Annotated in this window: 15 protein-coding genes; 13 read left to right on the forward strand and 2 right to left on the reverse strand. The window is 39.2% G+C overall.

Features of this window, described 5'->3' with window-relative positions; genetic code table 11:
• Positions 1-8 precede the first annotated feature (8 nt).
• Positions 9-3413 carry a SusC/RagA family TonB-linked outer membrane protein gene (locus LVD51_RS12810; RefSeq protein ID WP_236971778.1) on the reverse strand — a complete coding sequence of 1135 codons (3405 nt, stop codon included), beginning with the start codon at positions 3411-3413 and terminating at the stop codon, positions 9-11.
• A gap of 336 nt (positions 3414-3749) precedes the next feature.
• On the opposite strand from LVD51_RS12810, the gene LVD51_RS12815 reads away from it, so the two are divergent.
• The 9 genes from LVD51_RS12815 (at position 3750) to LVD51_RS12855 (ending at position 14537) form a co-directional block, all read left to right on the forward strand.
• Entirely contained in the window at positions 3750-5156 is a 1407-nt protein-coding gene (locus LVD51_RS12815; RefSeq protein WP_236971814.1) for a sulfatase, read from the forward strand.
• A 54-nt stretch (positions 5157-5210) separates the two neighbouring features.
• Positions 5211-8090 carry a DUF1349 domain-containing protein gene (locus LVD51_RS12820; protein WP_236971779.1) on the forward strand — a complete coding sequence of 960 codons (2880 nt, stop codon included), beginning with the start codon at positions 5211-5213 and terminating at the stop codon, positions 8088-8090.
• Between the two features lie 85 nt (positions 8091-8175).
• Positions 8176-9072: a metallophosphoesterase gene (locus LVD51_RS12825; RefSeq protein WP_236971780.1), complete on the forward strand. Its 897-nt coding sequence runs from the start codon at positions 8176-8178 to the stop codon at positions 9070-9072.
• Between the two features lie 203 nt (positions 9073-9275).
• Positions 9276-10655, forward strand: a complete 1380-nt coding sequence (locus LVD51_RS12830) for an alkaline phosphatase PhoX (RefSeq protein ID WP_236971781.1) — start codon at positions 9276-9278, stop codon at positions 10653-10655.
• Positions 10656-10741: 86 nt separating this feature from the next.
• Entirely contained in the window at positions 10742-11110 is a 369-nt protein-coding gene (locus LVD51_RS12835; protein ID WP_236971782.1) for a hypothetical protein, read from the forward strand.
• A gap of 192 nt (positions 11111-11302) precedes the next feature.
• Positions 11303-12199: a transporter gene (locus LVD51_RS12840; protein WP_236971783.1), complete on the forward strand. Its 897-nt coding sequence runs from the start codon at positions 11303-11305 to the stop codon at positions 12197-12199.
• Between the two features lie 22 nt (positions 12200-12221).
• A complete protein-coding gene (locus LVD51_RS12845) occupies positions 12222-13076 on the forward strand; it encodes an MbnP family protein (protein WP_236971784.1) in 855 nt (284 codons plus the stop codon).
• 8 nt (positions 13077-13084) lie between these two features.
• On the forward strand, positions 13085-14110 hold the full coding sequence (locus tag LVD51_RS12850; RefSeq protein WP_236971785.1) for a cytochrome-c peroxidase: 1026 nt from the start codon (positions 13085-13087) through the stop codon (positions 14108-14110).
• A 4-nt stretch (positions 14111-14114) separates the two neighbouring features.
• Entirely contained in the window at positions 14115-14537 is a 423-nt protein-coding gene (locus tag LVD51_RS12855; RefSeq protein ID WP_236971786.1) for a hypothetical protein, read from the forward strand.
• Between the two features lie 106 nt (positions 14538-14643).
• Here LVD51_RS12855 and LVD51_RS12860 read toward each other — a convergent pair whose 3' ends face one another.
• Complete coding sequence (locus LVD51_RS12860; RefSeq protein WP_236971787.1) at positions 14644-15174, reverse strand: RNA polymerase sigma factor; 531 nt, start codon at positions 15172-15174, stop codon at positions 14644-14646.
• Positions 15175-15379: 205 nt separating this feature from the next.
• Here LVD51_RS12860 and LVD51_RS12865 point away from each other — a divergent pair, with 205 nt between their 5' ends.
• The 4 genes from LVD51_RS12865 to LVD51_RS12880 all read left to right on the forward strand — a co-directional run bounded on the left by LVD51_RS12865 (position 15380) and on the right by LVD51_RS12880 (position 23098).
• Positions 15380-16375 carry a FecR family protein gene (locus tag LVD51_RS12865; RefSeq protein ID WP_236971788.1) on the forward strand — a complete coding sequence of 332 codons (996 nt, stop codon included), beginning with the start codon at positions 15380-15382 and terminating at the stop codon, positions 16373-16375.
• Positions 16376-16472: 97 nt separating this feature from the next.
• Entirely contained in the window at positions 16473-19859 is a 3387-nt protein-coding gene (locus LVD51_RS12870) for a SusC/RagA family TonB-linked outer membrane protein (RefSeq protein ID WP_236971789.1), read from the forward strand.
• A gap of 27 nt (positions 19860-19886) precedes the next feature.
• Complete coding sequence (locus LVD51_RS12875) at positions 19887-21398, forward strand: RagB/SusD family nutrient uptake outer membrane protein (RefSeq protein WP_236971790.1); 1512 nt, start codon at positions 19887-19889, stop codon at positions 21396-21398.
• Between the two features lie 524 nt (positions 21399-21922).
• Positions 21923-23098 (forward strand): sialidase family protein, encoded by a 1176-nt coding sequence (locus LVD51_RS12880; protein WP_236971791.1) that lies wholly within the window; start codon positions 21923-21925, stop codon positions 23096-23098.
• Position 23099 lies beyond the last annotated feature (1 nt).

Consider the following 23099-nt stretch of genomic DNA (forward strand, 5'->3'; position numbering starts at 1 on the left):
TTTGGAGATTAAAAATCAATGCTTAATGAGAAAGTATAATTAGCTGTATACGGGGTGAAGGATCGCTCGAAAAATGACCCATCACTCGTCGTACTCCGGAAACTCTCTGGATTTAAATTGTTGGGTAGTGAGTTGAACAAGTATCCCAAGTTTCTACCACTAACAGACATAGAAAGATTTTGAGCGCCGATTTTTTGGGCAATTGATTTTGGAAAGCTAAAACCCAATGAAATATTTCTAAGGGCAATGTATTTGACTTCGTTGAACCAATTGTCATTGATCACGCCCGAACTCCAAGCACTGTTAAAATAAGTGTATAAACTAGCATGAGTTGGCTCGACGTGACCTGCTTCATAAGCTTCCTGATAAGTCATGCCTCCTACATCGACTTGTTCGCCTGAAGGACTGGTGACGATTTGGTTTTCTGCAAATACTCCTTCTGGAATTAAACCGTCATAAAAAGTTTGCCCTTTGATATCTTCGTATTCACTCGTCCAAGTTATCCCTCCATGTTCGGCATCTCTATTGGCCAATGAAGATTCCAAATATCCATAAGAAGTACCGTATTTATTGGTGTAGGAAGCAATGTGACCTCCATATCTAGCATCCAATAAAATAGATAGTGAAAAGTTTTTGTAACGGAAGTTATTGTTCCATGATCCTTCGAAGTCTGGATTTATTTTTCCTACTTCTTGGACTTCGTAACTTCTTGTATAATAAGCACCACGTCGATCATCTCTCCATGTTAGAATTTTATTGCCATTGGCGTCCTCTAAAGGTTTGGTGTCCGACATTAAGATGCCGTATTCTCCACCCTCATAGGCTACCGAGCCTATTCTGTAGTTTCCATATGTTGGAGTGCCTGCTAGGCTTTTGTATTCTCCTACTTCTTCTCTTAAGTCGGAAATGGTTGTAGTATTGTTCCAATAATTAAAAGTGGTTTCCCATTCAAAATCCTTGGTGCTAACCGGAACAACCTTTAGTGAAAGTTCTAAACCTGAATTGGTTAAAGTTCCAATGTTGGTAAACATGCTACCGAATCCAGTCGCAGAAGGAATGGGGATGGTCCCGATTTGATTGGTAATGGATTCGTCGTAATAGGCCAAATCAACGCCCAATCGTCCAGTAAATAGTCTTACATCTAATCCTATTTCCAAAGAGTTTTTAAGCTCTGGTTTGATATTGGGATCCACCAAAGTCGTTGACTTATTGTTGGTGTAAGCAAAATTTCCACCATCTAATTCGATTGATCCCAAGCTGTATCCTTTATTGATGGTATATGGTGCAGTATCATTCCCCACTTGTGCCCAAGATGCTCTCAATTTACCAAATGAAATAATGCTAGGCAAGTCGAAAGTTTCTGTAAATATCCAAGATGCACTTAAGGAGGGATAGAAATATGAATAATTTCCACTTCCATCGCTGTATACCAATGCAGAGGACCAGTCGTTTCGACCAGTGATATCTAAATAAAGTTGATCCTTCCAGCCCAAACTGGCCAAGTAATATAGTGAGTTGATTTGTTTGGTATTGTTGATCTCCGCTGAAGTTCTTGCTGTTCTCTTTGAATTGCCAATATAGAAGCGACCGGGAACTACCAGACCGCCATCTGTCCAAGTTCTAGTAAACTGGTTTTCTTGATCCCATATTTCACCACCAACTAAAAGGTTGGTCGTAAGATCTCCGAATTTCTTATTTAAATTCGCCATCAATTTTCCAGTTCGATTGATGTTTAAGGTGTTTCTCAACTCATAACCTCCACCCTCATTGGCATATCCCTGACCCAAGGTTTTGACTTCATAGAAGATGGAATAGTGATTCATGCTGGCTTCGGCAGACACAGAGATCCAATCGGCTAAATCAGCTGTTAATCTTACGATGGGTCTGGTCACTTGTTCTTTTTGAGTCACATTATTTAGATTATATGAAAACCAAACATTGTTTCCTGGTACATTGCCATATAGATCACCATAGTTGTTGTTTGGAGTCCCTCCATGGCTTGCTTGATATACTTCGGCTTGGCTCCATCTTTCGGTATCATACCAGTTCTGCCATGAGCCAGTGGCAAAGTTGGATGCTATATCATTCCATGGGTTTTGTGATTTAGAGGTAGTGAAGGTAACTGATGCATCTGCGGTTAGCCAATTCGATAGGTTATATGAACCTTTGAATAATAGAGAATTTCTATTAAATTCATTGGTCGGCATGACTCCACTTCGTATATTATAGGAATTTGAAAGATAAAAACTTCCTTTGTCACTACTCCCACTTAAAGCAACTCCAGTATTGGAATTTACCCCATTGTCATAGGCATCCAGCATGTTGTTGGGATATCCTGTGTATGTTCGTATAGTACCATCGTAATCTTCAATAGGGCGACCATCAAATTTTGGTCCATAGCTTAATCCAGCGCCAGGATTCCCAATCTTCGTCAACATTTGCTCTCCATTGACTTCTCTGGTATATACTTGATTGACATCATAGGCATAATAATTGCCATTGGCATCTTTTTCTCCATATCCTATATATCCAGCCAAAGTACCCGGTCCGTATTCGTATTGAATATCTGGAGTGGCATATACATTGTCAAATCCCAGAGATTGGGTGACATTGATACCGAGTCCTTTCTGATTTTTCCCATCTTTATTTTTAATGATAATGGCACCATTGATCCCTCTCGATCCATAAAGTGCCGTTGCAGCAGCCCCTTTAAGGACAGAAACCGACTCGATGTTGTCGGGATTGAGGTTCTTTAAGATGTTCCCAAAGTCATTGGAACTCGCACTCCAGTCAGCACTGGCATTGGCTACTCCCGTTTGGATAATTACTCCATCAATTACAAAAATAGGTTGATTGTTGTTGGAGTTTAAAACAGATACCCCACGCAATTGAATTTTGTTAGATCCAAATAGACCGCCGTCAGAGGCACCAATACTCAGTCCAGCTGCCTTACCCTGTAAGGCTTCTACTGGATTAACCGTATTTTGCAAGCTAATATCTTTACCGCCCAGTTCGGTGACGGCATATCCCAAGGCTTTGGCTTCTCGTTTGATACCCAATGCGGTGACCACAACTTCATCTAGAGCTAGCCCAGACTCCAATGTCACAGAAACATTGGTATTTGCTTTTACATCCATTTCCAAAGTTTGGTAACCAATGTATGAAACCAAGATTGTCCCACTTTCCGCTTGCAATTTCAAACTGAAATTTCCGTCGAAGTCTGTGATTGTTCCGTTATCTGTGCCCTTTTCTAGTACAGTGGCTCCAATAATGGCTTCTCCTGTCGTTGGATCGGTAACCGTTCCAGTGACATCTTGCGCAATGGCGATATTCCCTACAATCAGTAGGAAAACGCCAATGAAAAGACGATGTTTCCACGCCGTCCAATTTTTAGAGGTTTTGTCTTTTCTCATTCTTGATGGTGTTTTAGTGTGAATTAATAGAATCCTTTAATGTAAAATCGAATCTTATGATTCTAAGTCTTATTAAAATTGCTTTTAGACTTTTTAAATATATTACAAAGATGTAAAATAAATTTAAAAATTAAAGAATTGTTAATAATATTTTATCTTTAAGAAGAAATATTTTTGCAAATTTTTGTCACTTCTAATCATCAATTCTCATACTATTGAGCTGAATAGGAATTGGAGAAATTTTTGCTAGGTATTGTATGAAATGATATTCTATTATTCTTTTGAGATATTGGAAGAAATGATGGTTAAGTGTTAATATAAACTTATGGATTTGTGATGAATTTCAAATTTTTTATTAGTCTGATCGTGCTGTTCGCCGCAGCATGTCAAAATTTACATTCGGTAAAAGAGGACCTAGGATTGGAAAAACCCAATATTGTATTAATCAATGTAGATGATTGGGGGTATATGGATAGTCAACTCTATGGCAGTCAAGATATCTATACGCCTAATGTAAGTCAATTGTTATCTCGAGGGATGTTGTTTACTCAAGGCTATGCCGCCGCAGCCAATTGTGCACCCAGCAGAGCTTGTATGCTCTCAGGTCAGTTTCCTACCCGCCATGGTATATATACTGTCGCTTCTTCTGAGCGAGGTCGTAGCGATCAACGGCGATTGATCCCTGTAGAAAACAATACGATATTGCCGGACTCCAACTTTACATTGATGGAGGCTCTGAGTACCAATGGATATACATCGGCCATTATAGGGAAATATCACTTGGGAACCAACCCTTTAACTCAGGGGTTTGATATCAATATTGGTGGAAATCACAAAGGCCACCCTAAATCTTATTTTAGTCCATACCAGAATCCCAATTTACCCGATGGACCCAGTGGTGAATATTTAACCGATCGCCTCACCTCAGAAGCCATCACATTGTTGGATCAATTGAGTCCGCCTTTTTTTCTCTATCTCCCTTACTATGCCGTTCATACTCCTCTTCAAGGGAAAAAGGAATTGGTAGACAAATATTTAGCTTTGGGGTTTAACAAAAAAAACGCCCATTATGCCGCAATGGTTGAAAACATGGACCACAATATTGGTCGATTATTGTCGGCCTTAGAGTCGTCTCCTAAGTTGGAAAACACTTTGATTATCTTGACTTCAGACAATGGCGGAATTGCAGAAGTCCACAGTCAATCGCCTTTGCGTGCGGGTAAGGGGTCTTATTATGAGGGTGGGGTTCGCGTTCCACTATTATTTTCGTGGCCTGGAAAAATACCAGAAAACACAATATCTGATCAAACCGTCAGTCAGTTGGATCTTTATCCCACAATTGTTAATTTAGCTAAGTTGACTCTGCCAAATAATAAAATTTTAGATGGTCAAGACATAAGTCCCATACTGCTCGGACAATCTATGACGTTGGATAGAGGGTTGTTTTGGCATTTTCCCATTTATTTAGAGGCGTATGCAGGAAGGGAAGATGAAGCTAGAGATACTTTGTTTCGGACAAGACCGGGGACGACTATGAGATGGGGGGACTGGAAACTTCATCGATATTATGAATACGATGAATATGAGTTGTACAATTTAAAGTCAGATCCAGGAGAGAGAAATAATTTAATCGATCTCGAAAAAGAGGTGGGACAAAAACTCAAAAATAAAATGCAAGCTTGGTTGACGACTTATGATGCTCCGCTACCTAAAGAATTGAATCCAGATTATGTGACTCATTGATTTTGTAGTAAATTGGAGTACTTTTGTATTATTATAAATGATAGAACAATAATTATGTTTGATAGAAAATATCTTAGATTAATTATCCCTTTTGGAATGATCTTACTGGGCTTTGTGCCAGGGCAGATTGAGGCTCAATATTTAAACTCTTTGCCCGAATATGATCCAGAAAAAGTAATTGTTAAAAAGGATTGGTTGATTGATTCCATTGAACAAAAGGCCAGCTTGTATGCCGATGGTAGCAATATGGTGATGACCAATGGATTGATTTCGCGAATTTTTTCTATCAATCAAGATGCAACCACTATAGGATTAGATAATTTAATGAATGGAGAATCGATGTTGCGATCCATTCGTCCTGAAGGCGAATTGGTAGTCGATGGGATTACCGTTCCCATTGGAGGTCTGCTGGGTCAACCCGTACACAACTATTTACTTCCTGAGTGGATCCCTTATTTGCATAAAAATCCTGCAGCTTTTCACTTGATAGGATTTGAAACTACGGCTACTATGCCGAGATTTGAATGGAAAAAACGGCCGGAATGGATGCCCAAAGACATCGCTTGGCCAGCTCCAGGTGTGGCTTTAGATCTTATTTATCAAGCACAAGATGATTTAATTGAGAGTTTGATCAAACGCAAATCGACGGACGCCGGTAGAGAATTGATATTTTATGATCCCATTGATACCTTGGATGAAAACTGGACTTTACATGTCTCCGAAAGTTATGAAGGCAATGCCATTTCTAATGAAGACACTGCTGGAGAGATTTTGGCTATGCCCAATCAAAGTGTATTTGCTGAACTCAGGAATCCCAAAGGTTCCGATGTGTGGATCGTAAAAATATATCCCGGTACAGATCAATCAACATCTTGGGGGCCTGGTATTGCATTGCTCGGTAATCGAGTACCTATTCTCAAATTTAATATTAGAACCGCTGACCATACCTTTGGATATTATGACGGCAACGAAGAGCATCAGATTGGAAGTTGGGAGGGTAGCGAGCCTATTTGGTTGCGTATCGAAAGTAAAGATGACTATTTTCAATTGTCCTATAGTAGGAATGGAGAATCTTACAATCAATTGCGCAATGTAGCACCGAGACACAATGGTTTAATTCGAAAAATACGTATTGGAAAAACCGATGGTGAAGCCGGAGCCTTGGATGAAAAAGTAGAAGAAGATGTTGAGCAAGATAGTTTGTTACTGGGAAGGTCCCATATCAAAGACTTTAGAATACTGGGAGAAATCAGTGTCCAGACTAGAGCAGAAATGGAAGCTAAATACGAATTTCTTAAAAATTTAACCGTCAAAGTACACTATGAAATATACGATGGGATTCCCATGTATTCCAAATGGATAAGTGTAGAGAATACTGGGGACAAGGCAGTGACAATAGAGCACTTTAAGAGTGAGATGTTGGCTTTGACTGAGCCAGAAAGCTCTGTAGATAACAAAGAACAATGGTTGTTGCCCAATATTACGGTGGAATCTGATTATCGATTTGGTGGGATGTCCAATGAAAATGTATTCGAAACCAGTGTGGCTTGGAATGAAGATCCCCTATATACAACTCAGGTTAATTATACCAAGAAAATGCCTACGCTGTTAGAGGTTTATCCGAAAATGGGGCCACAAAAAGTATTGCAGCCCAATGAGAAGTTTACCAGTTACCGGGTTTGGGAATTGTTTCACAAGGACAGAGATCGCGAAAGAAATGGGTTGGCATTGAGGAGATTGTATAGATCTCAAGCCCCTTGGGTAACGGAAAATCCGATCTTAATGCATGTGAGAAATGCCGATGATGCTTCCGTGAAAATGGCCATCGATCAATGTGCTGAAGTGGGTTTTGAAATGGTTATTATGACTTTTGGAAGTGGGTTTTCTATCGAAGATACCAGTGAGCAAAATATGTTGCGCATGATGTCACTTACCGATTATGCTCATAGCAAGGGGATCGCCTTGGGTGGATATTCCTTGTTGGCGAGTCGGTCCATCGATGCTGCCAACGATGTAGTTATGCCGGCAGGTCAGACTCCAAGATTTAATCAGTCTCCTTGCTTGGGTAGTAAATGGGGGGAAGAATATTTCAATAAAATTTATAATTTCTTTGGGGTGACATCTCAAGATGTATTAGAGCACGACGGCAGTTATCCCGGAGATGTGTGCGCTTCACAGGATCATCCCGGTCATCGTGGATTGGAAGATTCTCAATGGGAGCAATACGAAAAAATAAGTGAATTTTATAAATGGTGTCGCGCCAATGCCATTTATCTCAATGTGCCCGACTTTTACTTTATGAATGGGAGCAATAAGACAGGTATGGGGTATCGCGAGACCAACTGGTCCTTGCCAAGGGAGCAACAAGAAATTATCGAACGTCAAAATATATACGATGGGACCTGGGAGAAGACTCCTTCTATGGGTTGGATGTTTGTTCCATTGGTTGAATATCACGGGGGTGGAGAAGCCGCTACGATTGAACCACTTCACGAACATTTGGATCACTACGATAGACGGATGGCCAACCTATTTGGTGCCGGAGTCCAGGCTTGTTATCGTGGACCTCAGTTGTATGATTCTATTACCACCAAAGCCGTGGTTCAGAAATGGGTAAATTTTTATAAGGACCATAGAGAAGTATTGGACAGTGATATTATCCATATTCGACGTGCCGACGGAAAAGATTATGATGGAATACTACACGTCAATCCTTATGGGGAAGAGAAAGGCCTAGTAATGGTGTACAATCCATTGGAGCAGCCCATTCGCAAAACCATTAAGGTCAATGCTTACTATACGGGATTGGATGATGTGGTAAATGTAACTGAGGATGATGGAGAGACCTATGAGCTTTCCTTGGATCGATCTTATAATTTGGAGTTGCCTATCGATATTCCAGCTAGGGGGTATCAATGGTTTATTTTGAAATAATCATTCGTGAATTGTTTTTGTCTTGAGTCGTTCATTTGATTCAAAGACTAGATTTATTATAGAATAAAAATGAAATCTTTTTTCGATGGAACGACGAACATTTCTTCAAACTTCAGTAGCTGTATTGACCTTGTTGCCTCATCCAGTGTTGAAAGCTTTGCCTAGGCCTTCGGGATTGCGATTTGGTATGATTACGGATTTGCATTATGCCGATCGTCCAACTACTGAGGGAGGGTCGAGGTATTATCGACAGTCTCTGGGTAAGTTGCGTGAAGCGGTAGATTTAATGAATGGCAAACGCCTTCATTTTATGATCGAATTGGGTGACCTTAAGGACCAAAGTGCACAACCCAGCGAAGAAGAAACTCTTCATTTTCTTAAAACAATAGAGTCTGAATATGCACAGTTTAATGGCCCTAGGCATTATGTGTTGGGCAACCACGATCACGACAGTATTAGCAAAGAGCAGTTTTTGCAACATATTCAGACCGGGACAGACATTGAAGCCAAAAACTATTATTCTTTTACCAAAAATGGCTATCACTGCATTATTCTAGATTCCAATTACAGTTCCGATGGCAGGCCCTATGATAAAGGCGATTTTGATTGGACCGATGCCTTTATACCTCAAGAACAAACCGACTGGTTGCGTGAAGCCCTCAGTAATACAGAATTGCCCGCATTGGTATTTGTACATCATCGATTAGATAATTTGGGTGAGCTAGCTAAAATGGGGCCTTCGAATTCGGAAGCCGTCCGTCAGATATTAGAAGAATCAAGGAAGGTGTTGGCAGTATTTCAGGGCCATCATCACGCTGGGGGACTTCAGACCATTAACAATATTCACTATTATACCCTCAAAGCCGTGGTGGAAGGGGATGGACTGGAAAACAATAATTATGCTATTGTAGAAGTCGATGCGGATGAAGAAATCAAAATAAAGGGGTATCGTAAGACCGATTCTACCGTCCTAGGATCTTGATCTCAGAGGGATTGATATGAAATCTTGGTTAAGCTTGTGGTATATGAGGCAATGTCTGCTCTGTCTTTGTTATTTTAGCTTGGGTTAAATGATTGACTTACATTTTTGGGAATATTAAGAAATGAGTGGGCCGATCTAGAACTTTGATATATGAGCTAAGTTATTGGTTCAATCCCTTAGAATAAATAGATAAAATATATAATATGAGAACTCGAAGAAATTTCATGAAACATGCCGGAGTGATCAGCATGGGTTTTATGGGACTACATCATCATGCATTTGGGATGATGAAGCCTAGCGGAAAGGCAGGTTATGGTCCTTTGTATAAAGATGTAGACAATATTTTGGAATTGCCTAAAGGCTTTACCTATAAAATTATCTCGCGCAAAGGGACAAAAATGACAGACGGTTTTCTAGTTCCTGGCGCTGCAGATGGTATGGCTACTTTTAAGGAAAATGGCAAGGTGATTATTGTGAGAAATCACGAACTTTCTCCAGGAGATCTTGAGCAAAGCCCTTATGGAGAAAACAAAGAATTGTTATCCAAAATTGATAAGGATCTCATATATGATTTTGGTCGAGGTAAAAAGATTGGTGTTGGAGGTACGTCTAACTTGGTTTTCAACGAGAAGAAAATGGAAGTGGAACGGGAATTTTTAAGTCTTACCGGTACTTATAGAAACTGTGCCGGTGGTCCTACTCCTTGGGGAACCTGGATTACCTGTGAAGAGACTACGGCCAGAGCGGATAATTTTTTAGAAAAAGATCACGGTTACAACTTTGAGGTTAAGGCTTCTTCCACCATGGGGGTACAACAGCCTATGCCATTGAAAGCTATGGGGCGATTTTCTCACGAAGCAGTAGCTGTAGATCCCAAAACCGGAATTGTTTATCAGACAGAGGACGATTCCGAGGGATTGATCTATCGTTTTATTCCCGAAAAGTATGGGGATATGACAAAGGGGAAGCTACAGGTGTTGGCTATTAAAGACAAACCTTCATTTGATACTAGAAACTGGAAGAAATTAAATACTGAACCCTTTCCATTAAATAAAGCTTGGGCAGTAGAATGGTTGGATATCGACGATATCGAATCTCCAGAAAGTGACATCAATCATCGGGGTTTCGAAAATGGAGCGGCTCGTTTTGCCCGTGGAGAAGGGATGTGGTATGGCAGTGGAGAGATTTATTTCGCTTGTACCAATGGAGGTAAAGAAAACAACGGTCAAATATTTAAATATATCCCCAGTAAGCACGAGGCGGAAGCTGGAGAGGATAAGGAGCCTGGTACATTGGAATTGTTTATCGAGTCTCATGATTCCAAGCTTATGCAATTTGCCGACAATTTGACCATTGCACCATGGGGAGACGTTGTGGTTGCTGAGGATAAAAGTGATCCGAGATTGGTTGGGATTACTCCGGAAGGGGAAATGTATCATATCGCCAAAAATATTGGTTATAAATCGGAGTTTGCAGGGGTGTGTTTTTCTCCCTCGGGTGACACTCTTTTCGTTAATATTCAAAGCCCAGGATTGACTTTGGCCATCCAAGGTCCATGGGGAAAAGGTAGAAATTCACTTTAATGCGAATTTTTTAAAGATATGTTAAAGGGTTGTAATTTTATATTGCAACCCTTTTATTATGCCAATCATCCTTTTATCTTTGCTGCGTGAAATGGCTTGCCAACATATTGATCACCATAGTGATTTTAGCAACGTTTAAAGATCTTACCAGCATTGTCATGTTTAAGATTGGACAAAATTATGTGGCTGAAAATCTCTGTATATACTCTATTACACCAGAAATGATGTGTAAAGGGAGTTGTGTCCTCGATGGTGTTTTGGAACGCAATGGGGAAGCCAGTGATCAAGAAGGCTTGAGATTGCAAGACGACAAACCAATTCCGGTAGTAGAGATTCAACAATCAGATATAAATCTCAATGAGAATCGTCCCTTCGAACGGGATCATTTTGAAGATCGCCAGATCTTATATGCTTTTGAATATACCGCTTCGGTACATCATCCCCCTCGTGGTTAATCAGTCAGTATCTATTCTAAATTACCCTTATTGTTAATATTGTATATGCATGGATATATCTGTGTATATCGGTCAATGACCAATGACATTGCTTGAATCCATATCGTATAAAGGTATTTATATGCATTTGGTTATAGATGATGGGGTAGATTATTCCTTTCCTGAGGAAGGATTTATTTTAAAAGCTATAAAATGTACAAAAGAATTATTTTGCCATTGGCATTCCTATGGATGTTTTTGCCATCGGTATTTGCCTGCGACGCTTGTGGTTGCAGTATATCGGGCAGCGGAATTGGGATGATGACTTCCTATCGCAATCATTTTATTCGATTGGGTTGGCAGTCTGCTCATTATCAGTCTATTGCTGAGAATAGTAGCGGTTCCGAGGATCATTTTCAATTGTTGGATCTTACTGCCCAATATTATCTAACCGACCGATTGAAGTTATGGGCCAATATGTCTTATCGGACCAATGAGCGATACAATTCGCTAGAACATCAGGAGGTTAGTGGTATATCTGATAGTCGGATTATGGTCAATTATTCACTGGTGAACAATTACCTGACTAAAAATGGATCGAGTTGGCTTGTAGATATGGGCTTGGGACTTAAAATACCTACGGGGAAATACAATCCAGATATCCATGATTCCAATTTGCCGGAAAACTTCAATATTGGCAATGGGCACGTGGGCTTCTTATTTCAACCTAGGGCTGTGTTTACAAAAAATAGTTATGGAATTGTATTTTCCAATCACAATCAAATAAATACAGCTTCACGAGATGGATATCAGTATGGATCCCAATTTTCAGCTCAATTAACTTTTTTTAAAGAACAGTCAATATGGGGATTGGATTGGATACCGCAACTCGGCTTGGGCAGCGAATATATCCAACGGGATCACTATAAAAACGGCAATAGTGTGCATGGAACCGGTGGCAAGGGTGTGTGGGCTATGGCAGGATTGAGCGTCAAATGGGCCAATTATTTGATTGGGGTAAACCACTCCCTACCCATGGTTCAAAATTATTCTCAAAATGAAGTCGAAGCCCAGCAGCGATGGGCCATCCAGGCTTCTTTTATTTTTTAAAACTATTAGAAATATATTTAATATGAAGATTTATAATTTTATTTTTTTATTTGCATTTATCGTATTTGCGGCATGTGACAAGGATGAAGACCTTATGGCTTCAGGACAATCTGAAGTCGAAATCAAATTTGACAATATAGCCATCGTCGATGGTGTGCAGCGTCAATTGACCATGGTATCACCTGGGGATACATCGAATTTTGATTACAATAATGCCATGGATCAACCATTCAATATTACTTTGCTAAAGTATTATATCTCAAAAATAGTTTTGGAAGGACCCGATGGTGCATATTACGAGGATGAAATATTGGCCAGTGCTACAGAGTCCAAAGGGTATTATTTAATTGATGAGTCGGAGGAGTCCAGTCAATTGATCAATCTTGAAAATGTACCCTATGGCAAATACAATAAGATAACCTTCACCGTTGGTGTCGATGAATCTGGTGTAAGTGAAGGGGCGGCGGCAGGTTCGTTGGATCCTGCAACCAGCGCGATGTTTTGGAATTGGAATTCTGGCTATGTCGCTATGAAAATGGAGGGTCATTCTCCGGTTTCTGCTGGCGGGGCAAGTGGCAATACCGTTGATCCGTCCATAGCCAAGGGTATGGCATATCATGTGGGAGGATGGAAGGATATCGATGATTCCGCCTTTGTCAACAATGTTCGCAGATTGTCTTATGATTTTGATACCGATCTATCAGTGACCGGAGAAGGTCATCCCAATGTGCATATGGTATTTGACGTAATCTCTCTTTTTGGGGGTGAAAACCTTATTGATTTTACGGGCAATAACAATGTACACAAACCTTCTGACGGTATTCCTTTTGCCAATAATTATACCGATGCATTTGCATTTGATCATATCCACCAATAGACATTGATATGACAAAACTAGTGGTCAAAATACTAATTTGCGCTATGGGCCTAGGATTGATTTATTCATGTCAAAAAACTGATGTGAGTATCGAAACTTTGTCCATCCCTCAACCTCAGGGATTTCCTGAGGTTGTTTATCCACTTCATACCAATCCGCTATCACAGGAAGGGGTTGATTTGGGTAAGCAATTGTTTAATGATCCCATTTTGTCTATCGACGGAAGTGTGGCTTGTTCCAACTGTCATACTAAATCACTGTCTTTTACCGATGCCCAACATCATCCCAGTATAGGGATATTTGAACGCGTGGGTACTAGGGATGCACCTCCGATTATGAATTTGGCTTTTCGTCGGGAATTTTTTTGGGATGGTAGTGTCAGTCAGCTGGACTTTGTCCCTTTGGCAGCCATTGAGAATGAACTGGAAATGGGGGAAAGCCTCGGTCATGTGGTCAGTAAATTGAACGATAGCGAAAGTTATCCCAATAAGTTTAGAAAAGTTTATCCGACCATGGATACCATTACTGGGCCTTTAATGCTCAAAGCTTTATCTCAATATCTTTTGACCTTGGTGTCGGCCGATAGTCGCTATGATCAATACCAGCGAGGAGAGATTCAATTGACCGATGAAGAACAAAGGGGATTAGCGGTTTTTGAAACAAACTGCGCTACCTGTCATGTGCCGCCATTGTTCACCAATGAGGAGTTTCTAAACAATGGTTTGGATACGGTCTTTTCTGATTTGGGTAGGGAAGGGATAACAGAATCTTCCACAGATCGAGGAAAATTCATTGTGCCCAGCCTGCGAAATATTAGATTGACCCCACCTTATATGCACGACGGAAGATTTAAAACTTTGGCAGAGGTCTTGGATTTTTATGATGCAGGTGTATTGCCGTCCTTTAACTTGGCCAAAGAACTCAATCAAAATGGTCGCTTAGGCATCGCCTTGTCTTCTGATGAAAAGGCGGATTTACTTGCTTTTTTATCCACCCTAACCGACTATAATTTTATTAACAATCCAAAATTTTAATTCAATGAAATATTTATCCATTTTATTTTTGACCGCCTTATTTATTACTTCATGTGACAAGTCCGATGATGTGATTGAAGGTGTGGACTACTCATATCATGCCCATGTGAAATCACCTAAGGGCGAAACATTGCAAATGGGGGATACCCTAGAATTGAATGTGTTGTTCGAAAGCCATTCCGGTGAGCCAGTGCACAATGTGAAAGTCGAGATTGCTTCGCAAGCTGATCCGAGCCATATAGTCTTTGATTATCACGATCACGTGCATGCGACCGAGTCTTCGTTCAACTATGTGGAACATTTGGTGATCAATGAAGCCAATGGTTTCTCCCCTTCCAATACTTACGTGTTTACTGCGTCGGTATGGGGAACTGAAGGGGATGATGATGGATTAGAGAGTGAAGAAACAACATTTTCCATAGAATAATACCAAAAATAATATTAGCTAATACTATATAAATCCATGTAGTATTATATCAATAGGCTGAATGTCCTGAGTCGGAAGACCATGGCATTCAGCTTTTTTTATGGATTTACAATGATGACAGGAATAGCAAGAGGAAAATCGATTCTGGTTTGATACGCTGTCGAACAAACTTATTGGCTTGGACCAAATGATTCTTCACGGTGTTAGAAGACAAATGCAATTGCTGAGCTATTTCTTGTAGGGGATGACCTTGTAATTTACTTAAACGATAAATGGTTTGCTGTTGTGGTGGAAGTTGAACGATGATACTTTCCAGCACGGATAGACAATGTTCTTCATTCATCTCGGTTTCTACTTTGGGTTTGCTCGCTTCCCAAGATTGAATAAACTCGATACGACGATTCTTGTCACGGGCCACTTTTCTAAAATAGTCGATGACTTTATTTTTTGTGGTTAAAAAAACATATCGACTTACATTATCGGTATCTGTTAATTTGTCTTTGTGAATACAGAGGGACAGGAATACCTCTTGGGTTAGATCTTTGGCCAATTCTTCATCGCATACGTGGGACAGAATAAAGCCATACACTTTATTCTTATAATTTCTAAATACCTCTTCTATGCTATTGGTCGACACCGGGTTATCTTAGTTTTTAAACTTAGAATTAACAAAATAATAAAATAAAAGTAGTATTATTTTTTTAAAATAATTCACTTTTACTAGTCCTGATTTTTATTTATATCGTTTTATATATCGCATTTAATGCAAAATATTGCCTTAGTGTATCTCGAATTTGCTTTGGTAAAAATTGTTATATAATATAAAAATTAAAATACAAAGATTGGAGTCTAGAAATAATATAGAAGAGTTATACCATAAGTTTTTAAATAAAACAGCCACTTCTGATGAAATTCATCAATTGTTGGATTGGATAGAAAAGACAGAAAATGCCGATGTTATACTGAGTGCAATGGAAGAAAAGTGGGGCCAAGGATTGGAGGATAAGGAATATCCTGGTGATTGGACTGAAGTTGTCGGTCGATTGGATGTATTGAAACATGAAATATCAGGAAAACGGCAAAATAGACTTCAATTCTTCAATCGCAAAATGTTGCACTATGCAGCCGCCGCGATATTATTGATGATCAGTACCATAATGATTTGGCAAAATTACGCCGGCCCCAAGACTATAGAATACTCTACCCATTATGGTGAAACTAAGGTTGTGGAATTGCCTGACGGCAGTGTGGTTCGATTAAATGCCAATTCGAAATTATTGTGGACGAACCACTGGAAAAAACAAGGAAGTCGTGAAGTAATATTGAGTGGAGAGGCTTTTTTCGATGTATCTCATTTATTGGATGATAGCGATGAGAATTATCCCTTTCAAGTGATTACCGATGATTTGACGATAAAAGTATTGGGGACAACATTTAATGTAAGTAGTCGTCGAGATAAAACCGATGTATTTTTAGCTACGGGGAAAGTGGAGTTGGCTTTTTCTGATGCTTCTCGGACGATTGAGTCCATGGAACCAGGGGATATGGTCAGTTTTTCAAAAAATGATGGAAGTTATGAGAAAAAAGAAACCACAACGGTGAAGAGTGCATCGTGGACCGAGGGTAGTTTTATATATGACAATGAAAGTTTGGAGAATATCCTCAATGAGATCGAGGACATTTATGGCAAGGAGATTCAAGTAGTAGATAGAGAGATGTTGAACAAGAAATACACCATTGGTTTGCCTTATACCAATTGGGATATGGTAGTTGAATCCTTGGCATTAATGATGGATTTGACAATAGAAAAAAATGAAGATGGAATAATCATAAAATAGTGAACAGGAATATTGTTGGCACTCCGTTCCTGTCCACAATTACTTAACTCAATTAAATTAGAATATGAAATTACAATTTTTATGTAAAAAACCCTGTATGATTGCACTACTGTGTATTCTATTTATGCATGTGCAGGTGCCATTATTGGTTGCCAATGAGGCAGAACCTAGCAGTGAAATTTTGCTGTCGACTGCGATTCAGCAAATTAGTCAGAAGTATCAAGTGTTGTTTAATTACGATAAGGAATTGATTGACAATGTCAAGGTCAATTACAACGAGGAAGATGCCGATAATGTCAATGAGGCTATTTCTGGAATATTGAAAGGAACTAGAATTCACTTTAAGATTTTTGACAATCGCTATGTTATTCTTTACAAGAGGGATCCTGAAGGTTTACAGTCTTTGCAAAAGATGGTCGATCACTTTCAAGAAATTTTAGCCTCCGATAAGAAAATATCAAAAGCTGAACGGCAGGTTGTAAAATATCTCAACAATAGAGATCATTACAATTTAATGTCCAAGAAATTGGTAATGAATGTATCGGGTACAGTTCGCGATGCCAATGGTGCGCCATTGATTGGTGTCAATGTATTGGTGAAAAACAAGAATTTGGGAACGGCTACCGATTTCGATGGGAAGTTTATTATGAACGATGTTGATGAAAACGACGTTCTGGTTTTTTCATACATCGGTTATCAAACCTTAGAGATGCCAATTGCTGGCAAGACCAATATAAGTATCGTATTACAAGAAGATTCACAGACTTTGGACGAAGTAGTGGTTATCGGATATGGAACACAGAAAAAAAGCGATTTAACTGGAGCAGTATCATCTATTAAATCTGACCAAATAGCGGCTTATCCTACCAGTAGTGGTGTACAGGCTATGCAGGGACGTGCTGCAGGTGTTCAGATTCAATCCAATAATGGGGCTCCTGGATCAGACCTTAAAGTGAGAATTAGAGGAGGTACTTCAATCAACGCCAATAGTGATCCAATATTCGTAATAGATGGTTTTGTAGGTGGTGCTATGCCCCCTCCAGAAGATATAGCATCTATTGAAGTATTGAAAGATGCGTCCGCTACAGCCATTTATGGATCTCGGGGAGCAAATGGTGTAGTTATGATTACAACCAAAAGAGGAGCTTCTGGTAAAACAAAAATTGATTTCAATACTTCCTATTCTGTTCAGAATGAAATCAATCGATTGGATTTGCTCAATGCCGATCAATTTGTAGATTATATCTCGGAATTGCGTCCCGATTTTCAATCCATGGGTGGTAATACGGATTGGCAAGATGAAATATTTAGACCAGGAGGGGTTCAAAACTACCAATTGTCCTTGTCTGGGGGTACTGAATCAGTGAAATACTACGTGTCTGGTGCTTACTATGATCAAAAGGGAGTGATTCTTAATTCGGACTACGATCGGTTGTCTGTGACCAGTAATATAGATATTAATGCTACAGATAGGATGAAAATTGGTTTGAATTTGTTTGCTCGTAGAGATGGAAGCAATGGGGTGAGAACCCAAGAAGGATCGGGTGGACTCACGCCAGGTGTTGTATCTTCTGCATTTAAATTCGAGCCGGATCGCGATATCTACAACGAAGATGGTAGCTTTACTGTAGCTCGTTTAAATGACCCTATTGATAATCCATATGCTATTGTCACTCAGTTGGAGAATGAAAATTCTGCAGATCGCTTTCAGGGTAATGTGTTTATGGAATACGATTTGTTGTCAAATCTCAAATTTAGAACTTCTTTTGGCACAACGACTTATAACTCGAGGACGGGGATTTTTTCGCCAACCACGGTTACTGAAGGTCGCAATGTTGGAGGTGATGCACGAATTAATGCATCAAAAAACACACTATTTTTAAATGAAAATTATTTGACTTATAATCATAAAATTGGCAATATTCATAACCTCAATGCATTGGTCGGCTATTCCTATCAATCATCAGTAAGTGAAAGTTGGGGATCGAGAGGGCAATCCTTTATCACAGATGCATTTTCTTATTGGGGATTAGGGTCATCAGCTGTATGGCAATCTCCAAGTTCAAATTTGACGGAATGGGTGATTTCTTCCTTTTACGGTCGTTTAAATTATACCTTGGATGATCGCTTTTTATTTACGTTTAATGCAAGATACGATGGATCGTCTAACTTTGGGAAAAATAATCAATGGGCATTTTTCCCCTCAGGAGCGGTGGCTTGGAATATGAAAAAAGAAGCCTTTTTACAAGACTCAGATCTAATCAGTTTCTGGAAATGGCGAGTAAGTTATGGTGTGACGGGAAATCAAGCCATTTCACCCTATCAAACACTGGCTAGGTTTTCACCTGCTTTTTCAACCATTGACGATGCAATAGTCAATGCAGTTCGACCAACTTCTGTAGCCAACGATAATCTCTCTTGGGAAACAACTCGACAACTCAATATTGGTACAGATATCGGTTTTTATAACGACCGCGTTACATTGACGGCCGAATACTACAATATGTTGACCTCAGATTTATTGTTCAGTGTGCCTTTACCTCAATATTCTGGGTACACTTCACAATTGCAGAACATTGGAGAAGTAAGAAATCATGGATTTGAATTAAGTATTAATTCGAGGAACTTTGTCGGTGAATTTGAATGGAGTATGGATGTCAATTTTTCGAGGAACAGAAATGAAATAGTTTCTCTGCCCGATGGCAATGACATCGCTTACGGTTCTGGACCTGGACACTTGGTCGGTTTAGGTACAACTCAGATATTGCGTGTGGGTGAGCCGGTGGGTAGTTTTTTTGGTTGGATTTATGACGGGGTGTATCAAGAAGGTGATAATTTCTTAACTGGAGCCGGGTTTGAACAAGAGCCTGGCGGTGAGAAATTTAGAGATATTGAAGGTAAAAACGATGATGGAACTTTAACCGGTCAGCCCGATGGTGCTTTAAATAGCGATGATAGAACCCTTATAGGGAGTCCTCATCCCGACTTTATTTGGGGGTGGAATAATGATTTTAGATGGAAAAATTTTGATCTCAATATATTCTTTCAAAGCTCTGTCGGCAACGATATTTTAAGTTATACCCTGATGGAGTTGGATTTAATGTCCGGTATCAATAATGCGACTACCAACGCCTTGGATCGATGGACACCTAGTAATACAAATACCGATGTACCCAAAGCATTTGCTGGCAGAACTAGACGAGTTTCTACTAGATGGATTAGTGATGGCTCATTTACGCGATTGAAAAATCTAGCTTTGGGGTATAGTTTTGATTCCAGTGTTTTGTCGAATTTCAATTTGAATAAAGTGAGATTGTCTATAAGTGCCCAAAACATGTTGACTTTTACGAAGTACGAAGGATTTGATCCCGAGGTGAATTATTCCACTAGTGGCGCTGCCAATGGGAATCGAAATTTGGGACTGGACTATGGAAGCTATCCCAATGCCAAATCAATCACCTTTGGACTAAATGTATCGTTTTAATTGATCAATAATCATAAAAAAGACATAATGAAAAATACGATAAAAAAAATATTTATGCTATTTGTCCTTTTTGGTGCATTTACGAATTGTACCGATTTGGAGAAAGCACCGGTGGGATTGTTGTCTCCCGAAGGTTTGTTTAATACACCAAAAGATGTAGAAATTGCTATTTTTGGAGCCTATTCATGGATCGCATCAGAAAGAATTTACGGTAGACAATTTGTCTCAGCCTTAATGTTGCGAAGTGATATGGTTGATATTGGGGATCGCGGTACTCCTGCTGAAAGACAGCAAGTTAACGACTTTAATATGGATGACAACAATGGTATGGTAAGAGCATTTTGGCCTTATTTTTATCAGACCATAAGTGCTGTAAATGCTGCTATTAGCGGGGGTGAATCGTTGGATACCGATGAGAGTGAAATAAATCCTCTCATTGCAGAAGCAAGATTTATTAGAGCATTTTGTTATTATCATTTGGTTCGCAATTTTGGAGATGTTCCATATATTGATTATTTCGTAACCAATCCAGAAGCCACTAAGGTATTGTCGAAATCACCAGCAAGTGAGGTGTATGCTGGCATTGTAGCAGATCTTCTATATGCCAAGGAGTGGTTGCCTGATATGCAACCCAATGGGATTCGGTCTAGACCTACAAAGGGATCAGCTGCTTCCTATCTTTCTTCCGTATATCTTACTCAAGGCGATTTTCAGAAGGCCTATGATGAAGCCAAATGGGTCATTGATAATAAGTCTCGATTTAATTACGAATTACTCTCTGATTTTCAAGATTTATATGTCGCTGGATCGCCGAATAAAGAAGAACATATCTTTGTTGCCGAATTTGTGGGACAGCAAGCCGGAGCAGGTGGTGCAGGTGATGATATTATGCCACCCATGACAGGTATTCGAGGTGCGGACGATTTGGGTTGGAGTGTATTGGTTCCGTCTTTGGAAGTATATAATTCTTGGGACGATAGAGATTATAGAAAGAAAGTTAGTTTTGAAGATTCTGCACTAATAGGTGGGGTTTTAATGCCATATACCGAGTTTCCAAATACACCGCGCCCACATGTCGCGAAATATCGAAGATATCCAGGTAATGCCAATTCCGATGGTAGATTCTCCGATAATGACTATTCTGCTTTTAGGTATGCAGAGGTCTTGTTGACGGCAGCTGAAGCATTGACAGAAATTAATGGCCCCACAGAAGAGGCTGTCGGTTATGTCAATGAAATAAGAGCGAGAGCTAGAAATGCAGCTGGTGTTCAGAATGCTTTCCCTGCCGATCTCAATAATAACTTATCTAAGGAGGAGCTAATTGATGTGATTTTGGAAGAAAGAAGATTAGAGTTGGCTTTTGAATTTAAAAGATGGTATGATTTAAAAAGAAGAAATTTAGGGGAAGAAGCCTTTAAAGGACCGAATTCTTTAGAAGTGCACGATAATTTTGATCCAAATAGAGACTATTTGATGCCTCTGCCTAGAACAGAACTAGATATCAACCCTAATTTGGGACCACAAAATCAAGGGTATTAGGATAATATATTATTGTTTGATTTAAGATTGTTTAAAAAAGGACTTGTGATTATTCGCAAGTCCTTTTTTTTAATTCCATATGGATTTGGTATAAATCACTTAAAACTATAATCGTATTTTGAGGTGATAATATATGGATCTTACCTTTTTTATTCCCATAATAGTGACAAAGAGAATGATTTACAATTTTATTAATTCCATGCGTTTGTAAACTTTTTACTATTCTCTATGCGAATGGCTAATTCCTATAACTGTAAGTATTAATTTATTATTGATTTTATAAAAATTATTTGATGTGAAAATAATTTTTAAACTTAGCCCGATGAATTATATGGTCATAAATCGATGGTTTTGACAATATAATATTGGCGTTTATTTTGTCATAGCCTGCTGATGTTTTGTCGATGGGTAATCATTAAAAAAATGATGTATTAGTGGTGCAAAGGTTTTCTATAACTATGCAAGGTTGGTATTTTGTTATTGTAATCATTTAAATTTCAAGAATTTAACTAAAATATAATTGTATGCGGAATCTTTTATTTTTAATATTAATCGGATTAATGTGCTCTTTAACTGTTGAAGGACAAAAATTAGATAAAACTTTAGTCCCAGGAACAGTGGTTACCCACAGTCCACAATCTTCAGGTAAATACATTGGCTCTCCGAGTATTGCGATTTTGCCGAATGGACATTATGTGGCCTCTCATGATTTTTTTGGACCCAAATCCAATGAACATGAAAGTGCTACTTCTAGAATATTTCTATCTAAAAACAAAGGTAGAACATGGACTCAAGTCGCGGAATTTGGCGATGCTTTTTGGTCTAAATTGTTTGTACACAACGGAGATTTGTATTTTTTAGGTACTCATAAACACCACGGCAACACTTTGTTGAGAAAGTCAACTGATGGTGGAAAAACTTGGACCAAGCCCACAGACAAAAACAACGGCCTGCTTATGGAGGGTGAATATCACTGCGCGCCTATGCAGATATTGATACACAATGGTCGCCTGTGGAGGGCAATGGAAAGTGCCATGGGAACGCCCAAAAAGTGGGGGAAAAGATATGGCACCTTTATGATGTCCATTCCTGTAGACGCCGATTTATTGAAAGCCGATAATTGGACGAAGAGTAATATATTATATAGAGATTCTACTTATCTCAATGGCAACTTTGGTGGCTGGATAGAAGGCAATGCAGTTGTGGGACCAGACGATCAAATATACAATATTTTGAGAGTGGACGATCGATCTACCATTGAAGAAAAGGCAGCTTTTGTTAAGATTTCTAACGATGGGAAAACGGCCACATTTGATAAAAATACAGGTTTTAAACCCTTTCCTGGTGGATCTAAGAAATTTCTAATTCGATACGATGAAGAAACGAAATTGTATTGGATGATAACCAATCAAGTTCCAGAGGACATCAAGAAGCATAAAGCCAATATGAATCCCGCTAAAGTGAGAAACAACTTAGCTCTTATGTATTCAAAGGATTTGGTCAATTGGGACTTGGATAGAATCTTACTCTTCCACAAAGACATTGGTCATCACGGTTTTCAGTATATCGATTGGCAGTTTGAGGGCGATGATATTATTTATTTATCGCGTACGGCATATGATGATGGTTTAGGTGGTGCGCACAATAATCACGACGCCAACTTTTTGACCTTTCACAGAATTAAAAATTTTAGAAAGTAGA

Origin of the sequence: Membranihabitans marinus (assembly GCF_021729155.1) — a bacterium.
Taxonomy (GTDB): domain Bacteria; phylum Bacteroidota; class Bacteroidia; order Chitinophagales; family Saprospiraceae; genus Membranihabitans; species Membranihabitans marinus.

Bases quoted from the DNA above. Each gene is read 5' to 3' on its own strand.
- LVD51_RS12810 (WP_236971778.1), bottom strand. From the start codon at position 3,413: ATGAGAAAAGACAAAACCTCTAAAAATTGGACGGCGTGGAAACATCGT.
- LVD51_RS12815 (WP_236971814.1), top strand. From the start codon at position 3,750: ATGAATTTCAAATTTTTTATTAGTCTGATCGTGCTGTTCGCCGCAGCA.
- LVD51_RS12820 (WP_236971779.1), top strand. From the start codon at position 5,211: ATGTTTGATAGAAAATATCTTAGATTAATTATCCCTTTTGGAATGATC.
- LVD51_RS12825 (WP_236971780.1), top strand. From the start codon at position 8,176: ATGGAACGACGAACATTTCTTCAAACTTCAGTAGCTGTATTGACCTTG.
- LVD51_RS12830 (WP_236971781.1), top strand. From the start codon at position 9,276: ATGAGAACTCGAAGAAATTTCATGAAACATGCCGGAGTGATCAGCATG.
- LVD51_RS12840 (WP_236971783.1), top strand. From the start codon at position 11,303: ATGTACAAAAGAATTATTTTGCCATTGGCATTCCTATGGATGTTTTTG.
- LVD51_RS12845 (WP_236971784.1), top strand. From the start codon at position 12,222: ATGAAGATTTATAATTTTATTTTTTTATTTGCATTTATCGTATTTGCG.
- LVD51_RS12850 (WP_236971785.1), top strand. From the start codon at position 13,085: ATGACAAAACTAGTGGTCAAAATACTAATTTGCGCTATGGGCCTAGGA.
- LVD51_RS12855 (WP_236971786.1), top strand. From the start codon at position 14,115: ATGAAATATTTATCCATTTTATTTTTGACCGCCTTATTTATTACTTCA.
- LVD51_RS12870 (WP_236971789.1), top strand. From the start codon at position 16,473: ATGATTGCACTACTGTGTATTCTATTTATGCATGTGCAGGTGCCATTA.
- LVD51_RS12875 (WP_236971790.1), top strand. From the start codon at position 19,887: ATGAAAAATACGATAAAAAAAATATTTATGCTATTTGTCCTTTTTGGT.
- LVD51_RS12880 (WP_236971791.1), top strand. From the start codon at position 21,923: ATGCGGAATCTTTTATTTTTAATATTAATCGGATTAATGTGCTCTTTA.